Raw genomic sequence first — 19,119 nt, forward strand, 5'->3', positions numbered from 1 at the left:
GCCGGTATATGTACTTATTCGATTGCGCAACAAGAAAAGCCGTGGTATGATAAGAAACCACTAGCTTTTTTTAATAAATCACAGATATCGCATGTTACCTTCACAATAATCATATCATGCGGGTCCGTGGATTGTCAAACGTTCTTTTTCTACCCATCGACGTAAGGGAGCGGGATCGGAAAATGATGAACGAACAGGATTGGACGCAAGAGCAGACGCGGTTGGACGAGGTGACGGAAAAGCTGCGGGCGCGGATCGCCGAGCTGGAGCCGGAAGCCGACGGCTTGCGGAGTCAGGCCGGAGAGATCCGCAAACGGTTCTGGGAAGAAGTGACGGTGAATACCGCCACCAGCGAGGACTTCGAGGAGACCTTCTACAGCATTAAGCAGCAAGAGGCGCTGCTGTCCGAGCGGGAGCGCAGCTACAGGCTGCGCCAGCAGCAATGGAAGGGCTTGAACCGGCTGCTGCCTTCGCCTTATTTCGGCCGGATCGACTTTAGCGAGGACGGGCTCGGCGTCAGCGAGCAGGTGTACATCGGCGTATCGTCCTTCGTCGAATCGAATGGCCTGCAGTTCCTTGTGTACGATTGGCGCACGCCGATCGCGAGCATGTATTACGATCAATCGCCGGGCCCGGCATTCTATGACACGCCGGGCGGACGCGTGGCGGGGACGATGGCGTTGAAGCGGCAGTATCAGATCCGCGAGGGTCGGTTGCTGAACGTGTTCGACACGAGCCTGACGATTGGCGACGAGCTGCTGCAGCAGGTGCTTGGGCATGGCGCGGACGCGCAGATGAAGACGATCGTGGCGACGATCCAGAAGGAGCAGAACGCCATCATCCGCGACGACGTGAGCCGAATGCTCATCGTGCAGGGCGCGGCGGGCAGCGGCAAGACGTCGGCGGCGCTGCAGCGCGTCGCGTACTTGCTTTACAAGCATCGCGAACGGCTCAAGGCGGACCAGATCGTTCTCTTTTCGCCCAACCCGATGTTCAACAGCTACGTGTCCACCGTGCTTCCCGAGCTCGGCGAAGAAAATATGCAGCAGACGACATTCCAGGAATATCTGGAGATCGGGCTCGGCGACGGGCTGCGAACGGAGGATCCGTTCGATCAGATCGAATACGTGCTGTCGGGCTCGTCTTCCCGCGCGTACGAAGCCCGGCTGGTGGGGATCGCCTACAAGGCGTCCGCGGCGTTCCTGCATGCGCTCCGGGGGTATGCGGGTTGGCTGGCACGGGAAGGCATGCAGTTCGTCGGCATCCGGTTCCGCGATCGGGAGCTGATCCCGGCGGCGCGCATGGAGGCCCAATTCTACGGCTACGATCCCGCCGTCGGCGCGGCGAATCGCGTCGCCCTGCTGCAGGAGTGGCTGCTGAAGGAGCTGACCGCGCTCGAACGCGAGGAGCGGGAGGCCACGTGGGTTCAGGATGAGCTGGATTATCTCGACAAGGACGATTACGCCGCCGCATTCAAAGCGCTGCATCAGGACCGCGGCGTGTTCGACTTCGCCGAGCAGTATGAGCAGGTCCAGGAGCGGCTTCAGGGGCGCAGCCGGCGGGACGAGAGCGACTTCGACTACGCCGAACGCGAGGAGGAGCTGCTTCGCATTCGCGTCGTCAAAGCGCAATTCAAGCCGCTGCGGCGGTTTGTCAAGCGGATGCGGTTCATCGACGCGAACGGGCTGTACGCGCAGCTGTTCGGCGACAGAGAAGCTTACTTGGCGATGACCGGCGAGGCGGAGGCGCCGGCGTTGTGGGACGACATTTGCGAACAAACGAAGGAGAAGCTGGGCAAGCGCGAGCTGTTTTACGAGGATGCGACGCCGTACTTGTATTTGAAGGAGCTCGTCGAAGGCGTGCGGACGAACACGGAGGTCCGTCATGTGTTCGTCGACGAGGGGCAGGATTACTCGGTATTTCAATACGAGTTTTTGAAAAGGCTGTTCCCCAGAGCCCGCATGACGGTGCTCGGCGACTTCGGGCAGGCGATCTTCACGCAGGCGACGGAGCTGCACGGCGCCGATTCCCCGCTGATCGGGCTGTACGGCGAGGCGGACACCCGCCTCATCCGGCTCGTCCGCAGCTACAGATCGACGCGCGAGATCGTGGCGTTCGCGCGGGAGCTGCTGCCGGACGGCCGGGAGATCGTGCCCTTCGAGCGCAGCGGACCGAAGCCGCTGCTCGCGCGGACCGCAAGCCTCGAGCAAACCGCGGCGCGCATGGCGGCGGATGTCGCGGCGCTGCGGGCAGAAGGCTATGCCTCCATCGCCGTCATCTCGAAGACGGCGGCCGAAAGCGCCCAGGCGTACGAGGCGCTGCTGGCGGCAGGCTGCCCGTCGCTGCGGCTCGTCACGAAGCAGACGCCGACTTTCGAGAAGGGGACGCTGGTGCTGCCCGCGTACCTCGCGAAGGGCGTCGAGTTCGACGCCGTGCTGATCTACGATGCGTCCGCGGGAACCTACGGCCGGGAGAGCGAGCGCAAGCTGTTCTACACGGCCTGCACGCGCGCCATGCACCGGCTTGCTGCTCTATGCGGCGGGGGAATGGACGCCGTTCGTGCGGGAGCTGGATGCCGGTCTGTACGATACGGCGCCGGAAGACGTTTAATCATTGCGAAGCAAGGCCGACGGCGGCGGGGCTCATGCACCTTTAACGGTGTACGAACCCGCCGCCGTCGGCCGTTTCCCCGAATTTCCGATGCTGCCGGAACTGCCGGCGGTCTTGTGAGATTCTTTTGAGAATGGCTTGATACCATGAATTGTAGCGGAGAAGAGGGGGGGAAGGAGCACGGAAGGCACTTGCTTATGATGAAATAGGGATACCGCAGTCATGCATCGTTTAAACCTCATGGACGCAAAAAATAAGGAGGACAAAAAAATGCGGCATTTAAGGTCCGGAAGGAAAATCGTCGGATCCATTCTGATTATTTGTCTGGCGATCGCATCCATCATCGCCATGAACCCGCAGGCTAACGCAAATGCCGCTGGCTACGGCATCATTTCCACGATCGCAGGCTCGGGCAGCTACAGCTACTCAGGGGATGGGGGCGACGCTTCGTTAGCTAAGTTTAGCTTGCCCGGCAGCATAGCGGTCGACAGCGGCAAAAATATTTACATAGGAGATACGGGGAATTACAGAGTCCGTAAAATCGACGCGAGCACGAACATCGTTACGACGGTGGCCGGGACCGGCGAATCGGGTTATTCCGGTGACGGAGGCCTGGCCACAGCCGCGGCACTTGGCCGAATCGACGGCATTGCGATCGATGCGGCAGGAAACCTTTATATTGCGGACGGAAAAAACTTCCGGATTCGGAAGGTCGACGCCGTCAGCAAAATCATCACTACGGTGGCAGGTACGGGGGGAATCCGGATATTCCGGCGATGGAGGTCCGGCCACGGCGGCCAAATTGAACTATCCCTCGGCGATCGCCGTCGACGGCAGCGGGAATCTCTTCTTTGCAGACTCCAATAATAACCGCATTCGAAAGGTTGACGCAGTCAGCAAGATTATAACGACAGCAGCCGGTACGGGTACTTCCGGTTATTCCGGTGACGGAGGCCCGGCCACATCCGCCAAATTATCGTATTCCTGGCATCTCGCCTTTGACGGCATAGGGAATATGTACTCCGTAGAGAACGGACATATTCGAAAGATTGACGCCCTCAGCGGGATCATCACCACGGTGGCGGGCAATGGTTCTGACGGTTATTCCGGAGATGGAGGTTCAGCCGTATCGGCTCAAATTTATGGACCCCGGGGGAGTCGCCATTGACGGCAGCGGCAACATTTTTCTGGCAGATGCCTATAACCACCGCATTCGAAAGATCGACCTGAACGGCATCATAACTACCGTGGCGGGAAACGGAAACGCAGGCTATAGCGCCGATGGCGTGCTGGCGCCCAATTCAAAGCTCAATTACCCATATGGCGTAGCGGTTGACAGCAATGGCGTTCTATACATCGCAGATCGGAATAACAGCAGAATTCGGAAAGTGTCTCTGGCCGTATCCTATAACGCTAACGCTGCCAGCGGGGCAGTGCCGACCCCTAGCGAATATAACAAGGGGGGCGACGGTCAGCGTTCCCGGCAACACAGGCGGACTCGTGAAGAAGGGCTATGTTTTTGATGGATGGAATACGAAGGCCGACGGCAGCGGCGCCAACTATGCAGCCGGCGACACCTTCATCATGGGTACCGAAAGTATGGTGTTGTACGCAAGTTGGGTGCCGAATCCGTATTCGATCGAACCGATCGGCAATCAGACCCTGGAGCCTAAGCGAGCAGGCTACAGCCCCAATACACAGGAAACCAAAACGATAACCATCAAAAAAATCCGGCACAGGCGATCTGGAAGAGCTGGCAGTCGCATTGAGCGAGAGTGGGGGCGGCGACTTTGAAATCTCCCAACCTATTGCAACGACGCTGAATTCGACGCTAGACACGACCACCTTTACCGTGAGAGCAAAGGATGGTCTGGCGGTGGGGTCCTATGCGGCGGTGGTCACGGTATCCGCGAAAAATGCGGACAAGGTGAGCTTTACGGTGACGCAGGCGGTGAACGCGCCTTTGCCTCCGGCCAAGGCGCCAACAGCCAATCCGGCAAGCGGCACGACTGTATCGAACGGGAGCATCGTGACGTTGAATACGGAAACAGCCGGCGCAACGATTCATTATACGACCGACGGAACAATGCCGAATACGAACAGCCCCAGCGGCACAAGCGTCACGATCGCCGGCGTGCGGGGGGGCGGTCGTGACGATCAAGGCGATCGTGGTGAAGGACGGCATCCCCAATAGCCCTACGACGGTCGCCGCATACACGATTCCTTCCATCATGAAAGGCGATGCAAACGGAGACGGGAAGGCGACTGCCGCAGATGCACTCATCGTTTATAAATATATTCAGCATAAAATAACGCTGACGAATGACGAGTTCGAGGCGCTGGATATGAATGATGACGGGAAAGTCGATGCGCAGGATGCAGAATTGATTATGCAAATCTATACGAATTCGAAATAAGGAGTGGGATAAATTGAGGCAACAGTCGATGAAGCTGCTCTCATTCATCATGACGCTTTCTATATTGCTGTTCGGATGGCATCCCCTCCGCGCGGCAGCTGCTCCGGCGCCCGAACATCCTGTACGGGTTGAAGTCGGCCAGGCATCGGGTGCCCGCGAGGACATCGTCGATGTACCGGTGTTTATCGATCCCGGCGATTACGGGGTGTGGAAATATTCGTTGAACATCTCTTACGACCCGGCGGTGCTTGAGCTTGCGGAAGGCGCGAGTGTCACGGACGAAGCGGATGCAGCCGGCCCGCTTGAGGTGACAACCGCCGGCGGCGTTTTGCAGGTGGAGGCCTCCAGCTTCGGGGATTCCTATTTTATAATGGACGAGAAGCAGAAGGTATTCACCATTCATTTCAAGATCAAGAAGACGGCGCCATCCGGGCCTTCCCATGTGACCGTCAATGACAGTACTTACGTAGAGGATGAGGAGCCGCAAGCCGTCACAACCGTGACGCCCGGCATGGTCACCGTAAGCGATACTGCGGCCGTCACGATCGGAAGCGGCAGCGGGTCGGCAGGACAAACGGCTTCGGTTCCTGTGTACCTGGAGAACGCGTCGGCAGACGTAGGCTCGTACGGCATACGAATCGGGTTTGATCCGACAGCGCTTGAAGTATCAAGCATCGCTGGAGATTCCGGAGAGAGGTTCATCTCCAGCTTTGACAACACCGAAGGCACGCTGATCGGGCTATGGGCGGACGCTGCGGGCGGCGACCGGCCGCTGCGTGCCGGGGATAGGCTGTTCACGATCCATTTCAAGGTGAAGGCCGCTGCGGCGGCGGGCGATCGATTGCCGCTTGTCGTTACGGATGCAAATGCGCTGGAGAGCTTCAGCGTGACGGATACGTCCGGCAAAGAAATGATGAAGACGGTAAATTCGGGGATGGTAACGATAGGCTTGACCGTTGCGTCGAGCGATCCGACCGGTGCAGGCACAGACGGCAAAACGAAGATAACGGTCGCAGAAACGGCGGGCGCCGGCAACATCTTCAAGTATAAAAATTTTGCCGGCGCTGCGGCGGATTTGCCCGACGTTGGCGACGCTATTGAAGCGGACTACGCCTTATTGCCCGAGGATGGCCTTGTCGAGGCGGCTAACGGCGATCGCATCGTTGTTGCGGAAGTGAACGCGGCAGGTCAAGCGGTCAGATCCGGTCAGACGACTGCAATGGTCGCGAGCGGGCAGGGAACAGTGCTTGCGGCGCCGTCCAATCTGAGCGCGACAGCCGGCGACGGGCAAGTCGCCTTGAGCTGGAACGGCGTAGCGGAAGCAACCTACTACAATATTTACATGGGCACGTTAACCGGCGAATACGGCGCTACGCCTGCAGCCACTGTGACGGGAGCAACTTACGCTTATCACGTGACCGGACTTGCGAATGGTCAGACGTACTATTTTGCGGTGAAGGCTGGCGACGAAGCCGGGATCGGCCCCAACTCGAATGAAGCGAGCGCAATCCCGCAATCGGCCGGCAGCAATCAGGGGGAGCGGCAGTACGACGGCGGGTTATGAAACCATAACGGTAAATGTGGAAAACGGCGGAATCGACAACGGGGCGATCGTAGCGACAACCGTCATCCACCGCAAGACGGCAGCCGATGGGAGCAAAAGGGATGAAGTCACGCTCACCCTGGAGCAGACGAACAAATCGATCGAGAAGCTTCAAGCGGCAGGCTCCGACGTGGCCAAAGTGGTGATCCCGGATCCGAAGGATGAGGTAGCCGAACTTGACGTTACGATTCCGCAGGCATCGGCAGAACGACTGGCCGCAAGCCATATCCATTTAGAGATTTTCACGGACAACGTGCGGATCGTCATTCCGAACGATTCACTGCAAGGCCTGACAGGCGATGGGTATTTCCGAATCGTACCGGTCAAAAAAGGAAACCGAACGCAATGAAATCGAGCAGCGTGCGAAAACGGAGCAGGAGGCAGCCGGCAGCCAGCATGTCACCTTGGTCGGCCGACCGATGAAAATCGAAACGAATCTGCAGAGCCGCCCGATCACGCTGGTGCTGCCGCTGAAGGACGCGTCGATCGACCCGGCGCAACTTGCCAATCTGGGCATCTTCATTGAACACGGCGACGGCTCGAAGGAACTGGTTAAAGGGGAAGCCGTCGTTTATGACGCAAGCGGGCAGCGGGGGGATTCGCTTCACCGTCGACAAATTCAGTACATTTACGATTGTCCATATCGACGGGGAGAAGCCATCGCAGCTCAAAGCGTACGTGCAGGGCTATGCGGACGGCACTTTCGGTCCGGAGAGAGGCATCACGCGGGCTGAAATGGCGGCGATTCTGACGCGCGTATCCGGCAACGCGGAAAACACGGAAAAGCAAGCCGGCAAAAGCTACACGGATGTGAGCGCAGGGCATTGGGCCAAGGACGCTATCGTTGACGTGACGAAAGCGGGCTTGATGGACGGTTATCCGGATGGCAGCTTCAAGCCGGGGCAGACGATGACACGCGCGGAGATGGCGAAAATTGCGGCTCGCATGCTCGCAACAACGCCTGGCGGCAATGGAAGCTTCTCCGACATTAGCGGCCACTGGGCGCAAAGCGCCATTGAACTGGCGAAAGCTGCGGGAATAATCGGCGGCTATAGCGATGGCAGCTTCCGTCCGGATCAAACGCTCACGCGTGCCGAAGCGGTCGCGATGATAAGCAAGCTGTCAGGCAGAGCCCCGCTATCCGAGGCGCCCGCGAAGTGGCGTGACGTGCCGAAGTCGCACTGGGCGTTCGGATTCATTCAGGAAGCGTCTATCGACCACGACGACGCCGGAAGACAATAAATTAAAGCGAAGCAAGGCCGACGGCGGCGGGAATCATGCACCTTAACGGTGCACGAACCCGCCGCCGTCGGTCGTTCCCCCGATCCGTCCGCTGTCTGCGCCCTCGCTCATTCGAAGTTTGAAAGCTGCCCCTTTGCTTCCGATGCTCCTGCCTGGCATGCGTGCTCGTGACACGTATCGCGAACGATTCACGATCCTTCCTTGGGATTCAAGCTTATTTTTCCGTATTTTGGGTGCCTTTAAGCAAATTGTCTAGGACGATCGGCACTTTATCTTTACTATTAAATTATGTTTTGTAATAATCGCACATCCAGGGAGGCAGACAATGAATTTCACGATACGGAAAAAGCTCATGGCAGGCTTTTTGGGCGTCATTATTCTTCTCGGCATGATCAGCGCGATCTCGTATGTGCAACTGCTGCATATCGACAACGCGTACTCCGATCTCGTCGGCCGCCGGACCGCGATACTGATTCAGGCCAAGGAAATCCAAAACTACGCCTCCCGGGAGAACGGCAGCTTGCGCGGCGCCTTGCTCCAGGAGGAAGGCGCATCCGACACGCTGGCTGAAATGATCGCCGGTCTTGACGGCGCCATTCGATCGGCGAGCGATCTGGCTCAACGCGCAGAGACAAAAGATACGCTTAGCCAGCTTGCGTCCTTGAACGGCGAATTTAAACAGGAGGCGGATAAGGTTCTCGCGCTCCTGCGAACCGACCCGACGGCGGCGAAGGAGCAATTCGTCGAAAAAACGTCTCCGATCGCTGTTCAAATCAGGGACTTGGCGGATCGGATCGTCGAATCTCAATCTTCGTCGATGGATGAAGGAAGCAAGGAAAACTCGAAGCTGGTGGACGACGTTATCCGGACCGTGCTTACGCTTAGCGCGATTTCCTTGATACTCGCGGTCGGCATCGCGCTGCTGATATCCCGCGTCATCGCAAGGCCCATCCTGGCGTTGGCGGACGGCGCCGAGAGAATCGCGTCGGGCGATCTGACGCAGCCGGACATCCGAGCGAAAAACAGGGATGAAATCGCCCGGCTGGCGACCGCCTTCAACCTGATGAAGGCGAAGCTTCGGCAGCTGATCGGCGAAGTCGGGATGAACACCGGGCAAGTGGCGGCAACCTCGGAAGAGCTTGCGGCCAGCGCCGAACAGACGAGCAGGGCGACCGAGCAGATCTCGGCGGCGATTCAAGAGGTGGCGGAGGGATCGAGCGTCCAAGTGTCCAGCGTGACGGCGGCGGCGGAAGCGGCCGACGAGATCTCGAAGGGCATGGCGCAGGCGGCTGCCTCGATACAAAGGGTCGCGGCGCTTAATACGGATGCGAACGAAAAGGCCGATGACGGCCATCAAGTGGTGTCGCGGGCGATTGAACAGATGGAACGCATCGGGAACGCCGTCACCGAGGCGTCGGAAGTCGTTTACGCCTTGAGCGGGAAGTCCAAAGCCATTAAACAAATCGCAGAGACGATCGCAGGCCTCTCCGCCCAGACCAACATTCTCTCCCTGAATGCCGCCATAGAGGCCACGCGAGCCGGCGAGCATGGGCTCGGCTTCGCCGTCGTGGCCCGCGAAGTAAGGCGCCTGGCCGAGCAGTCCAGCGAGGCTGCGGGGCAAGTTCAGGAGCTCGTTCTGGAGATTCAGAAGGAAGCGGATACGGCTGTAGGATCGATGGATGCCGGCGCGTCCGTCGTCATCGAAGGCATCGAGCTGGTCAACCGGTCGGGAACCTCTTTCTCGCTCATCTCGGGCGCCGTCGAGCAAGCGGCTGCCGAATCCCAGGCGGTCGCTTCCATTGTGGAGCAGGTGAACGCCAGCGCGCAGCGTATGCTGCAGATGATGGAAAACGTAGCCCACATTGCAGAGCAATCCGCGGCCAATATGCAGAACGTGGCCGCTTCGTCGGAGGAACAGAACGCGGCCATGGAGGAAGTGTCCGCGTCGGCCGAGGCGCTGAGCCAGATGGCGCAGGAGCTTCAGGAAGCGATCGGTCATTTTAAAGTTTAGCGACTTGTACAGAATATACAGCAATGTTCAATCCCTACCGTATCCGACCGCCGGACGGGGGTGCTAACGTAGATGACGCACCACCTATCCGAGCGGGCGCGCCCGCTCTATCCAAAGGAGCGAATTGATATGATTCAGGCAGTATGGCAACCGCGCAAAGCGCTCGCGACGCTGACCGTGCTCGGTATGCTGCTCGCCGGCGCGAGCGCCGCGTCCGCGGCGACCGTGCTCGAGAGCGAGAGCAACAACTCGGCCGCCACGGCGGATGCGGTCAACATCGGCGACACCGTGCTCGGACAGTTGAACGGGCCGGGCGGCGGCGCGGACAACGACTACTTCGCGTTCACGGCGCCGACCGCCGGCACCGTAACGGTGACGTTCTCGTCCGACGGCGGGACGAGCGAGGCCGTCAACCAGTACATCTCCGTCATCGACGCGACGACCGCGACGACGCTCGCCACCGGCAGCATCTCGCCGACAAGCCCGTCGCGGACGATCACCTTCAGCAAGACGGCGGGCCATACCTACCACGTCGTGCTCGTCAAGCCGACGGGCTCGCCCGCGCTGTACGGCTATCACCTCGCGATCTCCTGATCGTCGGGGCCGCATCCAAATGAATGACGGTGTCGGGACAATCGTCCTGGCGCCGTCATTTTTTTGCGCGCGAACGCGGAATTATTGCATGCATTTCCCCTCCGCGTGCGTCCATTAGCGTATAAGCGCGCGAGACTGCGCAAATCATTTTAAAAAAAAATCCGACCGCCATGAAAAATATCCGCCCGCTCGATTGTATTCAAAGGGAAAGGAGGTGCTGAGGTGTACAATTCATTTGAGCTCAATGAATCTGTGCGACGGGCCTTGGATCGCTATTCGCAAAGTCTGATCAAAATCGCCTTCGCATACCTGAAAAATATGGCCGACGCGGAAGAGGTGGCGCAAGACGTCTTCCTCGCCTATCTGCAGAAACGTCCGGTTTTTGAAAATAACGAACACGAAAAAGCGTGGTTGATCCGCACGACGATCAATAAAAGCAAAAATATGCTCAAAGCCGGCTGGTTCAGGAGCCGCAACCCGGTTCCCGAAAACCTGAGCTACCTCCCGCGTGAAGAAAACGAGGTGCTGCAGGCCGTGCTGGCGCTGGACAAGAAGTACCGGATCCCGATTCACCTGCACTATTACGAAGGCTATTCGATCCAGGAGATCGCCGACATTTTGCAGGCCAAGCCCGCTACGGTCGGGACGTGGCTCGCCAGAGGACGGATGCTGTTAAAAGAGAAGATCGGAGGCGCAGAGGATGAAGCGTTCAGTATATAAATCCGCGATGTCTCATTTGAAAACGAGCGAGGACTTTAACGAGGCTACGTACGAGAAGTTAATGCGGGAAATGGCAAAATCGGAGCAGAACGGCCCGATCGATCAAACACAATCCAAGGAGATGGTTAAAATGGAAAAGGCAAAGAAGAAGACGATGACGGGTTGGACGGTCGGCGTGGCGGCTTGCGCGGTGCTGGCGGTCGGCATCTTCGCGCTGAATCAGAACGGTCCGGCGAAGGATTCGGTCGCATCCCCGTCGGCGACGGCGCAGCCCTCTTCGGTCGTGTCCGAACGGCCGCCGATTCTGGGCAAGGTCCAGGTCAACATCGACGGCGTCATCTCCGAGGTGAGCGCGGACGGCAAGAGCTTTAAGGTCGGCGATCTGTGGGTAGAAATCACGGATCAGACGAAGCTGGGCAGCAACGAGCCGACGGCGACCGCGCCGTCCGAAGAGCTGCTGCAAAAGGAGTTCAAGGTCGGCAACATCGTGTCCGGCTTCACTTCCCAGGACGTCTCGTCCGGCCGCGTGACGGCTGACGTCATCTACAACAATATGGCACCTGCGAAGGAGGAAGCGCCGATCAAAGGGAAAGCGATGGTCAACATCGACGGCGTCATCTCCGAAGTGAGCGCGGACGGCAAAAGCTTCAAGGTCGGCGATCTCTGGGTGACGATCACGCCGGACACCGCCATGGGCATCGACGGCCCGACGGCCGCAGAGCCGTCCGAAGAGCTGCTGCAAAAGGAGTTCAAGGTCGGTAACATCGTGTCGGGCTACACAAGCGAAGACGTGTCCACGGGCAAAGTCGACGCAACGCGCATTTACAACAACATGGCGCCGCAGCAGTAAGATGGACGATCGGACAGGGTTCGGGCCCTGCGCAACGCCAATCGGAAAGCCTCCGCGTGAAGCGGAGGTTTTTCGCGTTCGGCGGATGCATGCGATGTGTTAGTATTTGAGTAAGCAGGAGAAGACATTCGCGTCAGACGGGGTTTGAACGACGATCCGGCGAACCAATCGCGCAAGCGTAAGGGAGGTTATATTGAGATGACGCAAGACACATGGGCATGCCGCCCGGCGACGATTGAGGACGTGCGGACCGTGGCCGCGCTTGCCGCGGAGATCTGGCATGAATATTACGGGGCGCTTCTGTCCCTCGAGCAAATCGTCTATATGGTGGACAAGTTCCAGTCGCCGGATGCGATCGCGGATCAGATATCGGAGCAAGGCTACGAATATTACCTGATGCGGGCGGACGGGGCTGATGTCGGTTACCTGGCCGTCAAGGCGGAGGACGGGAAGCTGTTTTTGAGCAAGCTGTACGTGCTGAAGGCGCATCGAGGACGCGGCTATGCGAGCAGCGCCATGGCTTTTCTAATACGGCTGTGCCGGGAGCGCGGCCTTGGGGCCGTCTGGCTGACCGTCAACCGGCACAACGACGCTTCGATCGCAGTGTACGAAAAGAAGGGATTTCGCAAGGTGCGCGAGCAGGTGGCGGATATCGGGAACGGCTACGTGATGGACGACTTTATCATGGAGAAAGCAATCGGCGAGACGGACCGCTGACGCGGTGTCGCGAAGGTGCGCAGGCAGCCAGGCAGGCAGGACAGGCGGGCAGGGCAGGCGGGCAGGGCAGGCAGGGCAGGCAGGGCAGGGCAGGGCAGGGCAGGGCAGGGCAGGGCAGGGCAGGCAGGCAGGGCAGGGCAGGCAGGCAGGGCAGGGCAGGCAAGGCAAGGCAGGGCAGGCAAGGCAAGGCAAGGCAGGGCAGGGCAGGCAGGCAGGGCAGGCAAGTCATGCGGGTCAGGCAGGCAGGGCAGGGCAGGCAAGTCATGCGGGTCAGGCAGGCAGGGCAGGGCAGGGCAGGGCAGGGCAGGGCAGGCAAGTCATGCGGGTCAGGCAGGCAGGGCAGCCAGGCAGTCAGGGCAGGCAAGGCAAGGCATGCGGGTTTCTCGGTCAATTCAAGTCAAGCAGATGGCGTCGGACTCAGGCGCCGCTATTTTCCTAAAAAACGGTCCAAATGACGATTGGGCGGACTGGAGGGACGTTATTTACTCGGATCGAGGCTAAAAAAAGCTGGAAATCCCGAAATAGCGTTACTTGAGTCCGCGAGCGGGCCGCAAATCGCGATCGGAGCAAGGATAACGGCTCCTGGGTCCGAACGCGCCGTTATAGGATCAAACCGCCGTGCAAGAGATCCGCGTCCCGATGATTGCGCTATCATCCTCGCTCCCCCCCGCCTTTTAGCCTAAGTTCCGGTATTTAAATAGGTACTTCGGCCCCGCAAATAAATTGGAAAATTCATCTATAATGGAAATAACATCATTCGACACGAATCAACATTTTTTTAGAAAAAGGTGAATTCATCGATGTTTTCTCCCTTCCTTAAAAAGAAGAACGGCGCGGAGCAGCGGCCTTCGCGCGAAGAAATAGACTTGAGGAAGGAAGCGCCGGAAGCGCCGGTCGAGGGAACGGCCTTCGCGACGGGGGGCGGGGGATGGCGAAGCGGCGCAGGACGCGGCATTAGTGCCTAGGAGCCATATGGACAAAAGGTCGCTCGATCTGATTTTTGCCGTCGAACAGATGATCAAGGAAAAGCAGCACGTCGAGATGAGCCATCGGGATCTGGAGGACCGGCTCAGTCATGCCAACGGCCAGACCGACCGCCTGAACCGGGACCTCAGAAACTTGGGCAAGGTCATCGAGGAGCGCGAAAAAAGCATTCAGGAGCTGGAACGGCGATTGGGCGACAAGAACCTGAAGGTCGATCAGATGATGGAGGATTACCGGGAGCTGCAGGCGGCGCTGACCGGCGAGATCGAGGAGCTCAAGGGCATGCTCGAGCTCGAACGGCAGAACTACGCGGGCTTGCTCCAGAAGTACAACGCCACCTCCGCGGAGAAAAACAAAAAGATCGGCGAGCTCGAGGAAAAGAGCGAACGGCTGGAGTCGGAGCTCGCCCAGATGAAGCAAAAATTCGACGCCCTGCGCCAGGAAAAGACGCATTTGCTGACGATCGTGAACGACTTCACCAACCGGCTGACGTCTCCGTTCGGCTCGAACCAGGGCCGGACGGACGGCGTCTCCGCCGACTAAGGCTATTACAATCGGGACCGGGAGCAGAAGGGCGAAGACGGCATGGAGACTTACAGCATACAGGTAATGGAGCTGCTGTCGCTCGGGCGAACCGAGGACGGCAGGAATCGCATGGTGATCGCCGTGTCCCGCGAAGACGGGCAGCATACCTACGCGATCGATATCGACGAGCTTACTTTTTCGGAACTGGAAGCGTTGCGGCCGTTGGACGGCGGCAGGGCGAGGCTCTCGCCGTATCCCAAGTGGGATCCGTACAGGCAAACTTATTATAGCGCGCTGGTCAGGATGACGAGCGCGTTGCAGGACACGCTGTATTTCGCTTGCAGCGAGGCGTATCTGGCGCAGATTCGCCTGATTCGGCAGGGCGAGCCTTCGCTCCTCGCGCCGGGCGGAGCAGGCGGGAAGATCGCCCGGGAGCTGCCTGCCCGGAGCCGATGGACGCTGCCGCGGAAGCTTGCGGCGTACGGTCCGCGGCTGTCGGCGCTGCTCCTCCTGCTGCTATGCGGAGCGGCGATCTTCCTCTATGTGTCCGCCGGCGGCAGGGCGGATGCGCTGCCCGGCGCCGAGACGAAGCCGGCCGGCGCTGCGGAGACGAGCGCTCCGGTCGAGCCCGTCAAGCCGGTCGCCGCGCGGGACGACGTCAAGGAAGCGGCCGTCCATGCGGACGTCCGCGCAGACGCGCACGAGGCGGCCCCTGCAGAGGCCGCCGCGATTCCCGACAAGCAGGCGGCGCCGGCGCAAGCCTCGCTTCAGCAGGGCGCCAAGGCAGCCGGATACGTCGTCGTGGACATCGACGCGAAGAAGAAGTTTTTCGGACTGCCCAAAGACGAGGTCGCCCTGACCTTCGATGACGGGCCTTCCCCGCTTACGAAGAAGATCGTGGATATTTTGACCGCGCACAAGATCGCGGCGACGTTCCTGTTCGTCGGGAAAAACGCGGAGCGCCATCCGGAAGGCGTGGTCTACGCGCACGAGCATGGCATGTCTGTCGGGAATCACTCGTGGGATCACAGCGTGCTTACCAAGGCTTCGGCGAAGGACCGGAGCAAAAACCTGTCCATGACGAGCAGCCTGCTGGAGTCGTTGACCGGCGAGAAGGTGACCCTGTTCCGGCCGCCTTACGGCGCCGTCGACGACGCGCTCGTCTCCGCGGCCGCGAAGGAGCGGATGAAGACGCTCCTGTGGAACCGCGATCCGGAAGACTGGAACGCCAAAAGCGCCGACGACATCATCCGGTACTTCAAGGAGATCGAGGCGGCCGGCGGCGTGTACGTGATGCACGAAGACCAGCATACGGTAGAAGCCTTGCCCGCCATCATCGAATATCTTAAAAAAGAAGGATTTAAAATTCGTTGTTTTTAAATAAGGCGCTGGCGAAAAGAACGGCTTCCTCGCGGAAGCCGTTTTTGCCGTGGGCCCGACGAGCGGCTTGGCAAGCGGCCTAATGAAGCGCGCTCGTCTCTGTTCGCTGCCGGTTCGGGACGGTCCGCCGTACGACCCATTCCGCGATTGCGGCGAGGAGCAGGATCGTGACATAGACGCTGACGGCATATGCCGTCTTGTAAGGCATGCCGAACGTACGCGTCAACACCGTCTCGATCAGATGGATGGACAGGTTGGTGAAGCAGAACGCATAGCTGCGAATCATCCACCGGCGATGACGGTCGACTTGCTTGCGCCGGATCGTCACGAGCGCGGCGAGCGTCACGGCGATCCAGAGCATGTTCAGCAGGTTAAAAGCCATGGACACCGCACGGCCGCCGGTCGCGTAGGGCGCCATGTAACCCGATGTCGCGACGACGATAAGCACGCTGGCGAGATACAAATACCCGGCCGCCCGATGGCGGGTTCTGCGCTCGCTTGGCGGACGGCCCGCGAAGTTCAGCGCGCCGGCCAGCAGCGCCAGACAGGCGAACGCGATATGGACATCCAATACGCGCAGCCATGCCGTCAGCCGCAGCGGACGCGCCAGATCGGTCTTGTGAGCGAGGAAGGCGGCGAACTGCGGATCGAAGACGAGCCGGTTCAGAATCGTCCAGACGACGAAGCCGATCGCGACGATAACGACGGCGCGAAGCGAGGCCTTAGCGTTCATCGCGGCGCCTGCGGAAGCCGCGCCCATCGCGAAGCCGCGCGAATCTGAAGATGACGAAGACGAGGAGGGAGGCCCCGAACCAGAGATTGGCCGTGAGCAGAAGTTGACCGTGAAACGACATGCGAACCGCTCCTTTAATGGGTTTGGGCTAGCGGGATAAAGGCTAGCCGCTCGTTTAAGCTTAATCGGGGCTTGTCTCGAAAGGGGACGTCCATTCGTCACGAAACCGTCAACGAACGATCACGATGTCGTCCGGAAGACGTTCGCCGGACCCGAAGTGCTATACTGGCTATAACAATGAAAGGCCGCCGACTGCGGCCGGCGAAAAGGCGGGTATCGAACATGCGGCAGCGGACGATTCTGGTCGTGGACGATGACGAGAGCATCGTAGAGCTGATGCGCGACTTTTTTGGAGAACGACGGATTTCGCGTGTCGACGGCACGCCACGCCGAGGAGGCGATGGCGCGGTTCCATGCGTCCGACGTCCATCTCATCCTGCTGGACATCATGATGCCGGGACAGGACGGCTTCGAGCTCTGCCGCAGCATCCGCGCGGTCAGCGGCGTGCCGATCCTGTTCCTCAGCGCGCGGGACGACGACATGCACAAGATCCGGGGCCTCGGGATCGGCGGCGACGATTACATCGTCAAGACGGCGTCTCCCAGCGAGATCGTCGCGCGGGTTAAGGCTGCGCTGCGGCGCGCCGAAGCGCCTCCGATGCATGCCGCGCCGCGGCTGCTCGACTTCGGCCGGCTGCAGATAGAACCGGCCAGCCGCGACGTGAAGGTCGACGGCGCCAGCGTGCCGCTGACGCCGAGGGAGTACGAACTGCTGCGGTTGCTGTGCGAGCGACCCGGCCAGGTGATCACTTACGAGCAGCTGCTCCGGCAATTTTGGGAAGGGATCGGCGACAAGCACACCGTTCGCGTCCATATCGCCCGGCTGCGGGAGAAGATCGAGCCCGATCCGGCCCGGCCCGGCTATGTGGCGAACGTATGGGGCGTCGGGTACCGCTTCGAAGGCAAGCCCCGATGAGGCGCCTGCGGATTCGAAGCCTGCTGGCGCTCTCGCTGCTGGCGGTCCTGACGCTCGCCTGGACGGCGTACGCGATCGCCGCGATCGCAGATGCTGGCGGGCTTCATCTGGGAGAAGGGACGCCAAGCCGAACCGGCATTTGGATCGCGGCGCTGTCGGGCGTGCTGCTGATCGCTGCCTTCTTCGGATATGGCCTGCGCCGATGGATCGCGAAGCCGCTCGAGGCGATGGGGCGGAGCGCCCGGGAGATCGCCGGCGGCGATCTGGACGTCGCCCTGCCCGAATCGCGGATCCGGGAGATCGCGGAGGTGCGGGACGGCTTCGAGGCGATGCTCGCCGGACTCCGGCAGTCGCTGGCGGAGCGGGAGGCGATGGAGGAGGAACGCCGATTTTTCATCGGGGCGATCGCTCACGACTTGCGTACGCCTTTGTTCGCGTTAAGAGGTTATCTCGAGGGGTTGGAGCAAGGCATCGCCGCTTCGCCGGAGCAGGCGAAGAGATACGTCGCGGTATGTCAGGACAAGGCCGGCCAGTTGGACCGTCTCGTCTCGGATTTGTTCGCGTTCGCGAAGACGGAATATCCCCGCGCCGCGCTCGAAGGAGAGACGCTGGATCTGGCGGCCGAGGTTCGCCGCGCCGTCGAAGGCGCGCGCGGCGCCGCGCAAGCGAAGGGCGCTTCGATCGTAGCGGAGCTGCCGCGCGCCGGTTCTTGCGCCGTGCGCGGCGATGCCCATCAGCTCTCCCGCGCCTTCGGCAATCTGTTGGACAACGCGGTGAGACACGCCCCGCAGCATGGGGCCGTCGTCGTGCGCTGCGAGACGGAGGGCGACCGCGTCATCGTCATCGTCAGGGACACGGGCGCCGGATTCGCCCCCGCGGACCTCGGACGGGCTTTCGAGCCCCTGTACCGGGGCGAGTCGTCTCGCAGCCGGGATACGGGGGGAGCGGGTCTTGGATTGGCGATCGCGCGGCGCATCTTTCGCGCGCACGGCGGCGACCTGACGGCGGCCAACCGGCCGGAGGGCGGAGCGGAGCTGCGCGGCTGGATGCCCATTGAGAACGATCGGTAAAAATAATTCTTTACTGATCGTTCTCGATATGCTAATCTGTGTTCAGCAGCAACGACGCGGAACGTCAATCGGTCTTCATTTGAGAATGATCGTTCCCGTTCGATCCGCAAAATGAGACGAGGAGTTGGACGGCATGCGTTACTTTGAATCGAAGCACGGCAAGGTCTCTTGGGACGACGAGCTGCGGAGCGTCGTCATCGAGTGGAAGGGATTCGCGTACGGCGAGGAATTTCAGACGATTCTGCTCAAGGGCGCGGATCTGCTGAAGCTGCGATACGGCAGCAAGGTGCTGATGGATACGCGCGAGGGCTCGGCGATCAAGGCGGAGGACAAGGCGTGGATCGCCGAGTTTTTTGTCCGGCGCGCCTACGAGAGCGGGCTTCGCCATCTGGCCATGCTCGAGCCGCACAGCGCGATCGCCAGGATGAGCGTGAATCGCACGGTCGAAGGTCTCGGCACGCTGCCTTACCGGCAAGAGAGCTTCGAGGACCGGGACGAAGCCGTCCGCTGGCTGTCGGCACAGGGGCGGGAGCTGCGCGCGATCGGTTGACGGTCTTTGCGCAGGCATTTTCCCGACAGACGCGCCACAAGTTCGTTTGTCGCGAACATTCTTTACCGTTCGTTCTC

General features: G+C 60.1%; 23 protein-coding genes. 20 read left to right on the forward strand and 3 right to left on the reverse strand.

Annotated elements, in window-relative coordinates; translation table 11 throughout:
* Positions 1–182: 182 nt before the first annotated feature.
* The 9 genes from helD (at position 183) to OMP40_RS19850 (ending at position 6,979) form a co-directional block, all read left to right on the forward strand.
* Positions 183–2,741 carry an RNA polymerase recycling motor HelD gene (gene helD / locus OMP40_RS19815; RefSeq protein WP_338131186.1) on the forward strand — a complete coding sequence of 853 codons (2,559 nt, stop codon included), beginning with the start codon at positions 183–185 and terminating at the stop codon, positions 2,739–2,741.
* Between the two features lie 139 nt (positions 2,742–2,880).
* Positions 2,881–3,477, forward strand: a complete 597-nt coding sequence (locus tag OMP40_RS19820) for an NHL domain-containing protein (protein WP_277533940.1) — start codon at positions 2,881–2,883, stop codon at positions 3,475–3,477.
* The gene (locus OMP40_RS42000; protein WP_420872001.1) at positions 3,413–3,778 is read left to right on the forward strand and encodes an NHL repeat-containing protein; all 366 of its coding nucleotides are present in this window, start codon (positions 3,413–3,415) and stop codon (positions 3,776–3,778) included. The genes OMP40_RS19820 and OMP40_RS42000 overlap by 65 nt, the downstream gene beginning before the upstream one ends.
* Positions 3,699–4,133 (forward strand): NHL repeat-containing protein, encoded by a 435-nt coding sequence (locus tag OMP40_RS19825; RefSeq protein WP_277533942.1) that lies wholly within the window; start codon positions 3,699–3,701, stop codon positions 4,131–4,133. The genes OMP40_RS42000 and OMP40_RS19825 overlap by 80 nt, the downstream gene beginning before the upstream one ends.
* Positions 4,111–4,404, forward strand: coding sequence for an InlB B-repeat-containing protein (locus tag OMP40_RS19830; RefSeq protein WP_277533944.1), 294 nt, complete (start codon positions 4,111–4,113; stop codon positions 4,402–4,404). The genes OMP40_RS19825 and OMP40_RS19830 overlap by 23 nt, the downstream gene beginning before the upstream one ends.
* An 82-nt stretch (positions 4,405–4,486) precedes the next feature.
* Complete coding sequence (locus OMP40_RS19835) at positions 4,487–4,804, forward strand: chitobiase/beta-hexosaminidase C-terminal domain-containing protein (protein WP_277533945.1); 318 nt, start codon at positions 4,487–4,489, stop codon at positions 4,802–4,804.
* A complete protein-coding gene (locus OMP40_RS19840; protein ID WP_277533946.1) occupies positions 4,761–5,027 on the forward strand; it encodes a dockerin type I repeat-containing protein in 267 nt (88 codons plus the stop codon). Before OMP40_RS19835 ends, OMP40_RS19840 begins: the two co-directional genes overlap by 44 nt.
* Before the next feature lie 13 nt (positions 5,028–5,040).
* The gene (locus OMP40_RS19845; protein ID WP_277533948.1) at positions 5,041–6,591 is read left to right on the forward strand and encodes a cohesin domain-containing protein; all 1,551 of its coding nucleotides are present in this window, start codon (positions 5,041–5,043) and stop codon (positions 6,589–6,591) included.
* Between the two features lie 16 nt (positions 6,592–6,607).
* Complete coding sequence (locus tag OMP40_RS19850) at positions 6,608–6,979, forward strand: hypothetical protein (protein ID WP_277533950.1); 372 nt, start codon at positions 6,608–6,610, stop codon at positions 6,977–6,979.
* Here OMP40_RS19850 and OMP40_RS19855 read toward each other — a convergent pair.
* A complete protein-coding gene (locus OMP40_RS19855; RefSeq protein WP_277533952.1) occupies positions 6,954–7,160 on the reverse strand; it encodes a hypothetical protein in 207 nt (68 codons plus the stop codon). The genes OMP40_RS19850 and OMP40_RS19855 overlap by 26 nt on opposite strands.
* A 43-nt stretch (positions 7,161–7,203) precedes the next feature.
* On the opposite strand from OMP40_RS19855, the gene OMP40_RS19860 reads away from it, so the two are divergent.
* The 8 genes from OMP40_RS19860 to OMP40_RS19895 all read left to right on the forward strand — a co-directional run bounded on the left by OMP40_RS19860 (position 7,204) and on the right by OMP40_RS19895 (position 15,653).
* Complete coding sequence (locus tag OMP40_RS19860) at positions 7,204–7,872, forward strand: S-layer homology domain-containing protein (protein WP_277533954.1); 669 nt, start codon at positions 7,204–7,206, stop codon at positions 7,870–7,872.
* A gap of 325 nt (positions 7,873–8,197) precedes the next feature.
* The gene (locus OMP40_RS19865) at positions 8,198–9,883 is read left to right on the forward strand and encodes a methyl-accepting chemotaxis protein (protein WP_277533956.1); all 1,686 of its coding nucleotides are present in this window, start codon (positions 8,198–8,200) and stop codon (positions 9,881–9,883) included.
* Positions 9,884–10,012: 129 nt separating this feature from the next.
* Complete coding sequence (locus OMP40_RS19870) at positions 10,013–10,477, forward strand: hypothetical protein (RefSeq protein ID WP_277533958.1); 465 nt, start codon at positions 10,013–10,015, stop codon at positions 10,475–10,477.
* Positions 10,478–10,699: 222 nt separating this feature from the next.
* Positions 10,700–11,197, forward strand: coding sequence for an RNA polymerase sigma factor (locus OMP40_RS19875; protein ID WP_090116672.1), 498 nt, complete (start codon positions 10,700–10,702; stop codon positions 11,195–11,197).
* A gap of 130 nt (positions 11,198–11,327) precedes the next feature.
* The gene (locus OMP40_RS19880) at positions 11,328–12,047 is read left to right on the forward strand and encodes a DUF5666 domain-containing protein (RefSeq protein ID WP_277533961.1); all 720 of its coding nucleotides are present in this window, start codon (positions 11,328–11,330) and stop codon (positions 12,045–12,047) included.
* A gap of 198 nt (positions 12,048–12,245) precedes the next feature.
* Positions 12,246–12,764, forward strand: a complete 519-nt coding sequence (locus OMP40_RS19885) for a GNAT family N-acetyltransferase (RefSeq protein ID WP_277533963.1) — start codon at positions 12,246–12,248, stop codon at positions 12,762–12,764.
* Positions 12,765–13,736: 972 nt separating this feature from the next.
* Positions 13,737–14,291 carry a hypothetical protein gene (locus OMP40_RS19890; RefSeq protein ID WP_277533965.1) on the forward strand — a complete coding sequence of 185 codons (555 nt, stop codon included), beginning with the start codon at positions 13,737–13,739 and terminating at the stop codon, positions 14,289–14,291.
* A 42-nt stretch (positions 14,292–14,333) separates the two neighbouring features.
* A complete protein-coding gene (locus OMP40_RS19895; RefSeq protein WP_277533966.1) occupies positions 14,334–15,653 on the forward strand; it encodes a polysaccharide deacetylase family protein in 1,320 nt (439 codons plus the stop codon).
* Positions 15,654–15,732: 79 nt separating this feature from the next.
* Here OMP40_RS19895 and OMP40_RS19900 read toward each other — a convergent pair whose 3' ends face one another.
* Both OMP40_RS19900 and OMP40_RS19905 read right to left on the reverse strand, forming a co-directional pair.
* On the reverse strand, positions 15,733–16,386 hold the full coding sequence (locus tag OMP40_RS19900; protein WP_277533968.1) for a DUF2306 domain-containing protein: 654 nt from the start codon (positions 16,384–16,386) through the stop codon (positions 15,733–15,735).
* On the reverse strand, positions 16,376–16,507 hold the full coding sequence (locus OMP40_RS19905) for a hypothetical protein (RefSeq protein WP_277533969.1): 132 nt from the start codon (positions 16,505–16,507) through the stop codon (positions 16,376–16,378). The genes OMP40_RS19900 and OMP40_RS19905 overlap by 11 nt, the downstream gene beginning before the upstream one ends.
* A 309-nt stretch (positions 16,508–16,816) precedes the next feature.
* Here OMP40_RS19905 and OMP40_RS19910 point away from each other — a divergent pair, with 309 nt between their 5' ends.
* From OMP40_RS19910 to OMP40_RS19920, 3 genes are all read left to right on the forward strand, one after another.
* Entirely contained in the window at positions 16,817–17,422 is a 606-nt protein-coding gene (locus OMP40_RS19910) for a response regulator transcription factor (RefSeq protein ID WP_338131187.1), read from the forward strand.
* Positions 17,419–18,492 carry a sensor histidine kinase gene (locus OMP40_RS19915; RefSeq protein ID WP_277533971.1) on the forward strand — a complete coding sequence of 358 codons (1,074 nt, stop codon included), beginning with the start codon at positions 17,419–17,421 and terminating at the stop codon, positions 18,490–18,492. The genes OMP40_RS19910 and OMP40_RS19915 overlap by 4 nt, the downstream gene beginning before the upstream one ends.
* Positions 18,493–18,625: 133 nt before the next feature.
* Entirely contained in the window at positions 18,626–19,042 is a 417-nt protein-coding gene (locus tag OMP40_RS19920; RefSeq protein WP_277533974.1) for a hypothetical protein, read from the forward strand.
* Positions 19,043–19,119: the final 77 nt, after the last annotated feature.

Origin of the sequence: Cohnella rhizosphaerae (assembly GCF_029525575.1) — a bacterium.
In the GTDB taxonomy this organism is placed as follows: Bacteria; Bacillota; Bacilli; order Paenibacillales; family Paenibacillaceae; genus Cohnella; species Cohnella rhizosphaerae.